Source organism: Algoriphagus halophilus, assembly GCF_041729275.1.
Classification (GTDB): Bacteria; Bacteroidota; Bacteroidia; order Cytophagales; family Cyclobacteriaceae; genus Algoriphagus; species Algoriphagus halophilus_A.
Genome location: NZ_CP146486.1, coordinates 2896280 through 2908465, shown reverse-complemented (window position 1 = coordinate 2908465; position 12186 = coordinate 2896280). Strand labels below are relative to the sequence as shown.

The following is a 12186-nucleotide window of genomic DNA, read 5'->3' as shown; positions in this document are numbered from 1 at the left end:
TTTGTTTAACTAAAAAACGCCATTCTATGCTTTTTGGGCCATTTTTTACTCTTGGCATTTTGTTTTCATTGGTTGGCACAGTCAACACACACATATTTCATAGTAATGAAAACTACCAACTTACTCTTTTTAACTCTATTCTCTTATTTGTTGGGAATGAGTAATCTTGCTGCAAAAGATCTTAGTAAAATATCCGGGAAAATTTTAGATCAGAATGGGCAGGCAGTTCCTTATGCCAATGTGGCCTTAATTGCGGTAAATGATGGACATCTTGTAGATGGAGCCGTATCCGATGAAAATGGATTATTTTTAATTGAATCTGCCAAAACAGCACAGGTAAAAGTGGTGATTTCTTCTATTGGTTTTAAACCATATGAATCAGATCCTTTTGAATTGAAACCTGGCACAATTAAAGAAATGGGAGAATTGACGGTAACAGATGAAGCAACTGGGCTTGATGAAGTGACTGTTTCCTCGACCCGGCCAGAAATTATCATTGAACCTGACAAAACCATTGTCAACGTAGAAGGAACAGTGATGGCGGAAGGATCTACTGCTTTGGATGTGATCGGAAGATCTCCAGGTATTTATGTGGATCAGGATGGAATCATCAATTTGAATGGTCGTACTGGGGCGGTAGTAATGATCAATGATCGCCAAACCTACATGAGTGCTACTGACTTGGCCAATTTTTTAAGAGCCATGCCAGCCGATAATATTAAGAGCATTGAGGTGATCAATAATCCATCCGCAAGATTTGATGCAGAAGGATCTGCAGGAGTGATCAATATCCGACTTAAAAAGAACACCGTAGATGGAATGTTTGGAAATGTGCAGGCAGGCGGTCAGTACAATGGATTCTGGGCTCCGATTGCTGGAGTTTCCTTGAATGTTAAGAAAGGAAAATGGTCTACCAATGCAGATTTGAATTATAATCATTATGCCAACTTGAATGAACTAGACATTGAGCGGAATTTTGATGTACCAGAAGGGGTTTCAAAGTTTTTACAGGAATCTAGAATCAAACAGAGAAATAAAAATCTGTTTTTCAATGGAGCCGCCAATTATGAAATCAATGAAAACCACAACATTGGAATCAACCTTCAGGCTTCAGATTTTGACAATACAACCACCAATCCTTCTTTGACTGAAATAGCCACTCCTGGCGTAGTAGATAAGACCTATTTAGATTCTTATAATGATTCAGATGGTGGAGGAAACCGATTCTTTGGAAACCTTCACTATGGTGGAAACTTGGATACTTTGGGCACAAAGTTGACTGCAGATATTGACTTTACCAGAATGAATTCAGGTAGTGAATCTTTATTGAGCACAACTACTTGGACTAGAGAGGATCAGTCTGACGCTGCCCGTGGGAGACTCAATACATTGAATGATATGTACTACAATATCTTTACTGCAAAAGTAGATTTTGTAAAGCCGCTAGGAAAAGGAACTCTTGAAACAGGTGTAAAAGGTTCATGGGTGAAGTCAGATAATAATCTTGATTTGACCTTAGCGATTGAAGATGGACCTTTTGAGCCAACTCCTAATAGTAACCACTTTATATACCATGAAAATGTCTTGGCAGGATATGCATCTTATAAAGGGAAATTTTCTGATAAGGTAAGTTACCAGGCAGGTTTAAGAGGGAGTATTCCAATATTGAAGGGAATTCAGTGACTTTGGACCAAATTAATACTCAAGAATACTTTAACCTATTCCCAAGTGCATTTATCCAACATAAGGTTTCTGACAATTATCAGATCGTTTATAATGCGAACAGAAGAATTACACGTCCGAATTATAGGTTGCTGAATCCATTTGTTTACTACATAGACCCATTGACTTCAGAAAGAGGAAATCCAAATTTGAAGCCTCAATATTCCAATAATTTTGAGATGAACCATGTAGTAAAAGGAGCTTATCAATTTACCATTGGCTATAGTGAAACTTCAGATGCATTTATGCAAGTGTTCATTCAGGATGACGAAGAAAGAACCACTACCACTTTTACCGACAATTTTGACAAAACAAGAAATGCCAACTTTAGAGCAATGGTTCCTGTGCAAATCAGGGAATGGTGGGGAACTTCCAATATGCTGCAGGTAAACTATAACAGATATAAGTCTCAGATTGGTGACGATTACTTAGATACTGAACAGACATCATTTATGGTGAGATCTCAGCACAATATCAACTTGCCGAAAGGATTCAAATTGGAAGTAGTAGGTATGTATTTAGGACCACAGATTTGGGGTCAGGGTTCAATCGAAGGCTTCGGATGGGTTGATGCTGGTGTAACCAAGACCATCATGAAAGATAAATTGACAATCGCGGTAAATGGAACCGACCTATTTAGAACTCAAGTCATTAAAGCGAAAGTTGACTTTGCAGATATTGATACTTCATTTAGACAATATAGAAGTAACCAAGGTGTAAGATTTACCCTTCGTTATCGATTCTCTAAAGGCGAAAGTTTCCGAGTGAATAAAAGCTCTGGTAGTTCTGAAGAAAGAGATCGACTTAACTAAACCTTCCATCCTCCTTGTATCCCAAGGAGGATTTTTTTATATTCACTGACGACAATTTGTTATGATACAACGGTTTACTTGCACTTTATTACTTTTTTAATCAGTGGTGCTACGCTAATTGCACAGGATTTCAATAAACTGGATCAATATTTCGATTCTTTAGAAGCCCACGACAAGTTTATGGGCAATGTCCTTTTGAAGGCAAATGGAGAAGTGCTTTATGCCCGTTCCCTTGGTTTTAAAGATGTTGCAGAGGGTGTGGAATTAGAGGAGGATACTCAATTCCGAGTGGGCTCCATCACCAAAATGTTTACAACAGTGCTGGTTTTCCAGGCTGTGGAGGAAGGAAAGATGAAACTGGATCAAACGCTTTCTGAATATATTCCAGAAATTCCTCATTCAGATCAAATCACCATCAGCATGCTTCTTCAACATAGAAGTGGCATTCATAATTTCACCAATGATGATTTATATGAAACTTATTTCACAAGTCCTCAAACTCGAGACCAGCTGGTGAAAATTATAAAAGACGGAGGAAGTGATTTTGAACCTGGCTTTAAAGGAGAGTATAGTAATTCTAATTTTGTCTTACTCACATTTATTTTGGAGGATGTATATTCTAAATCTTATCCAGAATTAGTAATGGAAAGAATCACCAAGCCTTTGCAATTGGAACATACGCTAGTGGGGCAGGAAAAAGGAACTAATGAAGCCGAATCCTATTCCTATGAAGATGGTTGGCAAGAGGAACAGGTTACCGATATGTCTATTCCTTTAGGAGCTGGTGCTATTGTTTCTACCGCAGAAGATTTGGGGAAATTTATTGAAGGGCTTTTTTCAGGTAAACTCATTTCCGAGGAGAGTCTGGCATTCATGAAAGAAATAAAAGAAGGGTATGGAAGGGGTTTGTTCCAGTTTCCTTATTATGAGAAGGTAGCCTATGGCCATAATGGGGGGATTGATGGATTTTCCTCAATGATAGGTTATATGCCTTCAGAAGATGTTACGGTGTGTATTTTGTCAAATGGCAGTAATTACAATAACAATAACATCATCCTAGCCATTTTGGATACTCAATTTGGAAGAGAAGTAAAGATTCCAAATTTTCAAACTGCAACGTTAACGGAGGAAGAATTAGATCAGTATTTAGGGGAATATGCATCAGACCAGATTCCACTTAAAATGACCTTCGTAAAAGAGGGAAATACCTTGATTGCTAAACCTACTGGTCAGCCTGATACTCCTTTAGAAGCCAGAGGAAATCATGTTTTTGAATTTGTCCAAGCGGGGGCTACGATGATTTTTGATCCGGAGAAAGGCGAAATGACTCTGAAACAAGGAGGGGCAACTATCTTGTTTAAGAAAACAGAACAATAAAAAAGCCGGTAAATCCGGCTTTATTTTAAATATAAGATTATGTCAATTGATTATTGAAAGTGGTATAGAAACACCAAAATGCCCGTAAAAGCTGGTTTTTCTGATCTTTGATTTCCAATTTTACAGATACTTCTGCCTTCACAGTGCCTCTTAGGTTCACAACGGATTTTAGGGTGGCGACCAGTCTAACTTGGTCGGTGACCAGCACTGGATGAGCAAATCTGAAACTCTCAATTCCGTAATTAATCATCATTTTCAGATTATTGACCTTCAGGATCTGTTCCCATAAATGAGGGACTATGCTAAGGGTTAAATAACCATGTGCGATGGTATTGCCAAATGCTCCTTGGGTTTTTGCTTTTTCAGGATCGGTGTGGATCCATTGGTGATCATAAGTTGCGTCTGCAAATAAATTGATTTGCTCTTGGGTTATTTGGAAGTACTCGGATGTGCCTAACTCTTTACCGCTATATTTTTCAAAATCCTCGAAACTTCCAATTTCTATTGCGCTCATTTGAATTGGTGTTTTTTTAAAGATTCAAATAGTGAAGTTTATTTGGGATATCCAAGCCTAAAAAGACTTAGAGGAGCCCTTCCCATACTGTTTGTTGAGCATTAGTGACTTAGGTTGTTGTCACTAAAAAATTATTTTTCCAATTTTATTAGTTTTTATCAAACTTATATCTACTTTCGGCCGAAAAATATCGTCGATCTTGAATGGTTAATTCCCTTTTATTTGTATTACTTTTTTTGGGGGCTTTTAGCCATTTGGATACTCTGGAAAAAGAGGAAGAGTTTCATTCTATCCTCCAAGTAAAAAAGACATATTCACTTTATGATAGTTTCGATTATACCATAATTGAAGAAAAACATATCAAAGTTTTAGACGAGGATGGTTTGGATCAAACATTCACTTCACTGTTTTATGATAAGCTCATTCAGGTTAAGGATTTTCAGCTTGATGTGATAGATCCGGAAACTGGTAAGACTATAGAAAAGGCTCGTCTCAGAGATATGACGGATGTTGCAATTATTTCCAATACCTCCATATTTGAAGATAATAGAAGGAAGTATTATAGGTTAAAGACTAGAAAATATCCGGTAGAAGTAAAAGTTCGAACAGAGACTTACCATAAGACTAATTATTATTTTCCTGCTTGGAATCCGGTTGATTTCCTTCATCAAAAAGTAACTGAGGCTACCCTTGAGATCATTTATCCATATTCTGTTGGGATTAGGTTTAAAGAACAAAACCTCCAAGGGCAGAAAGTGCAAGAGAAGACTAAAGATGGACGAGAAAGAATTACTTGGGAGGAATTTGATTTCCCAATTCTTGATACTGATTTTGATAAGAAAAGTCTCCGACAAATATTAATTGCCCCACACCTATTTTCAATGGAAGGCCATGAAGGATCTATGGAAGACTGGAATGGATTTGCTGCTTGGCAATTTGAACTTAATAAAGGGCGTGGTGAGTTGCCGGAAGAGTTTAAATCGGAAATTTTAACCTTGGTTGAAGGGATTGATGATCCGTATGAAAAAGTATCCTTACTCTATGATTTTTTGCAACAAAACTTCCGCTATGTAAGTATCCAGTTGGGCATTGGGGGTTGGCAAACCATGACCGCAGGAGACGTAGTCAAATATTCATACGGAGACTGTAAGGGCTTGACTAACTTAATGAAAAGTATGCTTGAGGTGGTAGGGATTCCTTCAAATTATACACTGGTATATGCTGGGGTTGATGTAGATGATATTGAATTGGATTTACCATCCAATCAGTTTAATCATGTGATTCTGCAAGTCCCTACTGAAAATAATCCCATTTGGTTGGAATGTACTTCAAACTTGCTTCCCGCTGGGTTTCTAGGAGAATTTACCAAAAATAGGCATGTGTTAGTAATTCAAGAGGGGGTGGATATTTGACCAAAACTCCGGCTTATAATTTTGATACTTGGAATAAGGTTTTAGGAAAAAGTACCGTGGAAATAGATGCCCAGGGGAATGCTAATATTAATGCGATCCGTCAAATGGAAGGTAATTTTGCTGAAGAAATGATGATGCTTAAGCATAGTCTTGATGAAAGAAGTCAGCGAGATTACTTCCATAAAAATTCACCTGTTTCAGGTTTAATTATTCGTGATTTCCTTCTTGAAGTTACCAAAAAAGACTCCATTCCTATAGTTAATTTGGAATTTAGCGGTCAAATAAGCCGATTTGGACAGGCTACTGCCAAAAGATTGATCTTGAAGCCTTTTCTGGAGAAAATTACAGAGGACATGCTTAGTAATGCCTCTTTGAATTTAGAAGAGTCTTATGAAATCACTTTGCCAGATGGTCTTGAGGCAGAGGTTGATTTGGAAGATACCCAGATTGAGGATAAAGATTTCCAGTTCACGTTGACAAATAAATTTTCAGAAGGCAAACTCCTGATTGAAAGAAAGATCAAATTAAATCTCCCGGAAAAATTGGAAATAGAATCAATGAAAGAACTTTTGAAAACATTGAATCAAGCGGGGTCTAGAAGCTATTACTTTATTAAGTCATCATCATTTTCAAATTAAGACTATGAAAGAATTGATTTTTACCTTTGTTCTAGTTTTTATAGCTGTAACAGTCTTTTCCCAAAAAGTAAAAATGGGAGAATTCTCTGAGCAGGACAAAATCCTGACAGAAGTCTCTTTTGAAAAAGATGCTGATGCGGTTATTCTTTGGGAGCAAGGGCAATCCAGATTTTACAGTGGGCTTCTTGAAACTAGCTACTTTTTCAGAGTGAAAATTTTGAAAGAATCCGGAAAGTCTCGAGGAGTGGTAAAAATACCATTTTATGTTGGTGAAGAAAGGACGGAGAATATCAATGGTGTAAATGCCACGATCACCAATTTTATTAATGGAAAGCCTACTACTATAATTGTAGAAAAAGATAACATTTTTGAAGTGGATTTTTCGGATGGTTGGAAAGAGATGAGAATCACTTTTCCAAATGTTCAAGTGGGTTCTATTTTGGAATACAGCTACAAAAAGTCAGATAAAAACTTGGGAATTTTAGATGGGTGGGACTTTCAGAGTGAAATTCCTACACTTGGTAGTTCTTACGAAATTACCATGGTTCCCTATTACGATTACAAATTGTTAGGTCAGGGTTTCAAGTATTTCAATGAAGCAGAAGTTTCTTCTAACAATGGTGTGTATAAGTGGACCATGAGGAATCTTCACTCCCTTCGAGCTGAGCCTTTCATGAACAATTTTACTGATTATCGAGAGCGTCTAGAATTCCAACTTTCACGTTATCAAAAGGTCTCCTCTGGAGCTTATAATAATGGTGTGGAATGGGTTGACGTGCTGAGCACCTGGCAGGAGGTGGGAAATAGAGTACTTGAGGATTTTCAAGAAATGGGATTTTTTAGGTCCAACCCCATTGAAAAAGAGATTTTGAATATTGACTTAAATGGTGCAACAGAAAAAGAAAGAGCTAAAAAGCTTATTATTTTTTTCAGCAGAATTTTCTTTTAACTGATTTTAAAGGGTTTTGGCCAAATCAAAATATCTCTCAATTGTTGAAATCAAAAAAGGGAAGCCCGGAAGAGCTTAACCTTGCTTTAATGCGAGTTTTAAATTCCATTGGGATTCAATGTTCGCCAGTTTTGATTGGCTCTAAAGGTAATGGGAGAAGTGAATTGGTCCCTTTTCCTTATTTAAATCAATTTAATGAAATCATACTTTTAGCTCGGTTGGATGGGGAATCAGTATACCTTGATTTGAGTGATCCTATTGCTCCATTTGGATATATAGACCCTGAAAAGCATGTAAAGGGAGGCTTAATGTTGGTTAAGGATAAAAGCGAATTAATACAGATAAAAATAAGGCATAATTCAAATACCATCTTAATGACTGATGTTTCCCTGAAAGATGATGGACGACTTCAAATCGACAACATGTTAAGGACTTATTTTTATGAAGGGTTGAAGCTTGCGAGGATCAGTAAATCTTTCAAAGACAAAAATGAACCGATGGAAAAGCTCTTTGCCGAGGATGAAAATTATGTTTATTCAAACGTAGAAGTCCTTGATGAATTGAAAGAGAAGAATTATGTGTCAACAAAATTTAATGTGACTAGTAAAGATAGGGTCGACGATGGATTCTTGGAGGTGTCCCCTTTTTCATTTTCATCATTTTCTGAAAACCCATTTACTCAAGAGTATAGGGTCTTTCCAGTAGATTTTGGCTTTTCATTTACAGAGACCTATAATGCGAAAATTAAAATTCCAACTGGATATGATTTGGATGATTTTCCAATGGAGGAAAAATTCACTATTTCTTCTGGTCAAATAGATTTCAGCTATAGCCCTTCAAAAATAGAAGGTGTAGTAAATATTATTGCAAGAATTGAAGTGAAAGATCCAATGATCGACCCAAAATATTATCCAGAATTAAAGTTTTTTATGGAATCAGTAGCTTCTAAATTGAATGCTCCGGTAATTTTCAGAAAAAGGCTACTCCTTAATCTAATGAAAGGAGTTTTTATTTGCATAGTTCTACTTTTAGTGGAGTTTTCACAACTTTTTGCCCAAGTAGAATTTGGTCACTATTCAGAAAAAGAATTGGCCTTAGAACGCGTTAGCTTTGAGCCTGAGGCTAAAATAGTAACCCTTTGGGAAGAAGGGACTAGTTATTTTATGGTCAATGGACTTCATACTGATTTCCTTTTTAGGTATAAGGTATTAGATGACAACATCGAAAATTTTGGAGATATCAAAATCCCATTTTTAGAGGTAGATCCCTGGTTGAAAATATAGTTAAAATTAAGGGGCAGGTTTCATATCTCGAGAATGGCCAAAGGGTTATAGAGGTATTAACCAAAGACCAGATAATGGAAGTCAATTTGGGCAATGGAGACTTTGAGATTCGTTTAGTTTTTCCACATGTGAAGAAAGGTAGTATTATTGAATATGCTTATAAGAAAATAGACCATCAATATGGAATTTTAGAAGGCTGGGCATTTCAATATCAGTACACGGCGCTTTTTAGTAAATACACATTCAAGGCTCCAGATTTTTTCAATATCAGATGATTCAACAGGGGAAAAAAGTTTCTGAAGCCGCATCTATTTCTACTAAAAAGAATGAATTTTCTTGGTTAAGGCAGGATATCCCTTCACTTCCTGATGAGCCTTTTGTTGGGAATTTAATTAACTATCAAGAAAGAGTAGATGGATATCTATACTCGAGTGAATATGTAAATCCAGATAAATTGGAGGAATCCGAAATGGTCTATGCAAACTGGAATCAATTAGCTAACCGATGGTTAGATCTGGAAGATGTTACTCCTTATTTTAACTTGGCTCCCGAAGAGATCAAAGATTATCCTGTATTTCAAATAGATTCGCTTACAAAGCTAAACCAGGCAAAGGCATTGTATGATTTTGCTTCACAGGAAATAGAATTGTTGAGTTCATCTTGGCTCGAGCCTATTTATCCGCTTGATAAATTGCTAATAGAAAAGAAGGGAAACAGTTTTGATAAGAACATGCTGTTGCTCCATCTATTGAGGAAACAAGGAATAAATGCAAATCTGGTGATGGTAAATGATAAATATATAGGGAGGAAAAGGCTAATTGAAGTTCCATTCATCAATCAATTTGGCTCTTCGGTAATTTCGGCAGAAATTGAGGGTAAGAACTACCTTTTGGATGCCAGTGATTCAATTGTACCCTTTGGATTATTACCTCTAGAGAAGCTAGTAGACCAAGGTTTTGTATTGGAAAGGGGGAAGGGAAGACTGGAAAAATTGCACCATCAATTTAGGTCTGGAAGCATACAGACAGTAAAATTGGATAAGAATGATTCATTAGGTTTCGTCTTAAAAAACCAGATCAGACTTACTGACCATGAAGCTATCAAAATAGGAAAGGCAATCCGAAGTTTTAATGGTGAAGGAAGCATTTTTGAGAATGTTTCTAGATTTAAAAATCTTGATCTTAATGAAATCAATATTGACAATCAATTGAAGGAAAAAAGGGCTGTTACATTGTCTTTTGATTCTAAGATTGAAGATTCCAATGGTGAACTTGTCTTTATTTACCCTTTTCAGTTTTCAGAGTTTTTCAAGAATCCATTTACACAGGAATCCCGATTGCTTCCTGTTGAGTTTCAGTTTCCATTTTTTGAAAATCTAAATTCAACCATTTCTATCCCTTTGGGATATGAATTAGAGGATTATCCTGAATCAATTTCTATTACCATACCATCCAAATCAGTCAAGTTTAGCTATCTGGTAAACTTGGCAGAAAATGAACTTAAAATAGCTACTAAATTGGATGTAACTTCAGAATATTTCTCTGTATCAGAATACCCTGATCTCAAGTATATTTTTGAAGAGCTTGCTAACCACTTAAACACTCCTGTTGTTTTGAAAAAAATAACCAAACCTTAAAACATAATTCTGATTTGTGAAAAGGTAAATCAGTCTAATATTTATGATAATTTGAGAAAAAAATTGAAAGAAATGTCCAATTACATTCATGGATATGTACCCGAGGAACAAGAACGGCTGGTAGAACAAGCAGGAGTTTTAGGTTCTTTAATCTACCCCAGAATTGATTTTATTGGATGTAAACATATCCTTGAAATCGGTTCTGGAGTAGGTGCTCAAACCCAAGTTTTGCTGGACCTATTCCCCGAAATTAGAATCACTTGTGTAGATGCTGAATCGAAACAATTGGAAAAGGCCCAGGTCAATCTTGATTCTTTTAAAGGTCGACTTAATTTTGAGCATCAGGATGCTAGGAATCTACAGTTGAATGAGAAATTTGATGGGGCATTTATCTGTTGGGTATTGGAACATATTCCAGAACCAATCCAGGTATTAAGGAGCTTAAAATCTCATCTTTTGCCTGGATCCAAAATTTGGCTGACTGAAGTTTATAATAGTTCTTTTTATTTCTACCCAGAGCTTTCAGGACTAAGAAATTACTATGAAAAATTTAACCAGTTTCAAAGATCCCTCGGAGGAGACCCTGATGTTGGGTTGAAATTGGGGAACCTACTTCATGAGGCAGGTTTTATAGATATTAACCTCTTCCCAGGAGGATTTCACTTAAGTCAGCACGATCCAAATACCCTGCGACGAATTACTACTTATTGGAAAGGATTGATGAAAAGTGGAGCAGATTCTATGTTGGAGGCTCAGTTAATCAAAGAAGAAGAGATCCGCATAATGGAACAAGATTTGGATACCATTTCCGAGGATAGAAATGCGGTCTTTTATTATCGCTTTGTTCAAGCCAGCGCAACCATTTAACTAAATGAAAGTATTTCGTAAAATTTGGAGATTTCTCTGGAAACTAGGTATGTGGTTCCTGATCCTTTCTATAGGCTTTACAGTTTTATATCGTTTTGTTCCTGTTCCTGTGACACCATTGATGGTGATTCGGCTATTTGAACAAACATTCGATTCAGAAAAAAAGGTGAAGTTGTCGAAAGATTGGTTCCTATGACCAAAATTTCAAAGAATGCTCCTCAGGCTGTAGTGGCAGCAGAGGATCAGAAATTTTTGGATCATCATGGCTTTGACTTTGAGGCCATGAAAAAAGCTTGGGAAGGAAATCAAAAAGGGAAGAATATAAAGGGGGCGAGTACCATTACCCAACAGACTGTAAAAAATGTGTTTTTATGGCCAGATAGAAGTTACCTAAGAAAAGGGTTAGAGGCATATTTTACGGTGCTGGTAGAGTTGATTTGGCCCAAAGAAAGGATCCTTGAAGTTTATTTGAATGTTATCGAAATGGGGAATGGCATTTATGGGATAGAGGCCGCTGCACAAAACTATTATAACAAACCTGCAGCAAAACTGAATAGAGATGAAGCCGCAATGATTGCTGCCGTATTGCCTAATCCTATTCGTTGGAATCCAAAAAAGCCAACTCCTTATATCATAGGAAGACAAGCTTGGATATTGAAACAAATGAATAATTTAGCTCCGATTGGGTTTGGAATCTAAGCAAATTAATTTGCACTTTACCCGTTAAAATTGTCTTATACTAATAAGGATTTTCCGGCCCAGTATTTTTCGGTCTAAATTGATCCAAATCAAATAGTACAATAAAGACTAATATTTCTTTTTCAGAATATTATTCTAAACTTTGATTTATTGAGGTTCAAAAATAGAATTGAAATCTCAAAAATTCTCGGAGGATTAATTTAAAAAAAGGGCCTTGATTGCGTCTATTTAATGATTGAAAATTGCAAGAAAATTTTATCCACAATTTCAATTATTT

At 36.4% G+C, this 12186-nt stretch carries 8 protein-coding genes and 3 pseudogenes; 10 read left to right on the top strand and 1 reads right to left on the bottom strand.

Annotated features, from left to right (window positions below; genetic code table 11):
• The first annotated feature begins 105 nt into the window (after positions 1 to 105).
• A pseudogene (locus V8V91_RS15545) lies at positions 106 to 2534 on the top strand (outer membrane beta-barrel protein).
• A 78-nt stretch (positions 2535 to 2612) separates the two neighbouring features.
• Positions 2613 to 3911: a serine hydrolase domain-containing protein gene (locus V8V91_RS15540; protein ID WP_373396031.1), complete on the top strand. Its 1299-nt coding sequence runs from the start codon at positions 2613 to 2615 to the stop codon at positions 3909 to 3911.
• 50 nt (positions 3912 to 3961) lie between these two features.
• Here the strand turns inward: V8V91_RS15540 and V8V91_RS15535 are convergent.
• Positions 3962 to 4425 (bottom strand): annotated as a pseudogene (locus V8V91_RS15535) (MaoC family dehydratase).
• A 254-nt stretch (positions 4426 to 4679) separates the two neighbouring features.
• On the opposite strand from V8V91_RS15535, the gene V8V91_RS15530 reads away from it, so the two are divergent.
• The 8 genes and pseudogenes from V8V91_RS15530 (at position 4680) to mtgA (ending at position 11909) form a co-directional block, all read left to right on the top strand.
• Entirely contained in the window at positions 4680 to 5837 is a 1158-nt protein-coding gene (locus V8V91_RS15530) for a transglutaminase family protein (RefSeq protein ID WP_373396029.1), read from the top strand.
• Complete coding sequence (locus V8V91_RS15525) at positions 5834 to 6475, top strand: hypothetical protein (protein WP_373396027.1); 642 nt, start codon at positions 5834 to 5836, stop codon at positions 6473 to 6475. The genes V8V91_RS15530 and V8V91_RS15525 overlap by 4 nt, the downstream gene beginning before the upstream one ends.
• Positions 6476 to 6479: 4 nt before the next feature.
• Positions 6480 to 7424 carry a DUF3857 domain-containing protein gene (locus tag V8V91_RS15520; protein ID WP_373396025.1) on the top strand — a complete coding sequence of 315 codons (945 nt, stop codon included), beginning with the start codon at positions 6480 to 6482 and terminating at the stop codon, positions 7422 to 7424.
• A 41-nt stretch (positions 7425 to 7465) separates the two neighbouring features.
• A complete protein-coding gene (locus V8V91_RS15515; protein ID WP_373396023.1) occupies positions 7466 to 8707 on the top strand; it encodes a hypothetical protein in 1242 nt (413 codons plus the stop codon).
• Positions 8674 to 8982, top strand: coding sequence for a DUF3857 domain-containing protein (locus V8V91_RS15510; RefSeq protein ID WP_373400718.1), 309 nt, complete (start codon positions 8674 to 8676; stop codon positions 8980 to 8982). Before V8V91_RS15515 ends, V8V91_RS15510 begins: the two co-directional genes overlap by 34 nt.
• Positions 8979 to 10343, top strand: a complete 1365-nt coding sequence (locus V8V91_RS15505; protein ID WP_373396021.1) for a hypothetical protein — start codon at positions 8979 to 8981, stop codon at positions 10341 to 10343. Before V8V91_RS15510 ends, V8V91_RS15505 begins: the two co-directional genes overlap by 4 nt.
• 72 nt (positions 10344 to 10415) lie before the next feature.
• Positions 10416 to 11210: a trans-aconitate 2-methyltransferase gene (locus tag V8V91_RS15500; protein WP_373396019.1), complete on the top strand. Its 795-nt coding sequence runs from the start codon at positions 10416 to 10418 to the stop codon at positions 11208 to 11210.
• 4 nt (positions 11211 to 11214) lie between these two features.
• Positions 11215 to 11909: pseudogene (mtgA, locus tag V8V91_RS15495) on the top strand (monofunctional biosynthetic peptidoglycan transglycosylase).
• The last annotated feature ends 277 nt before the right edge of the window (positions 11910 to 12186 follow it).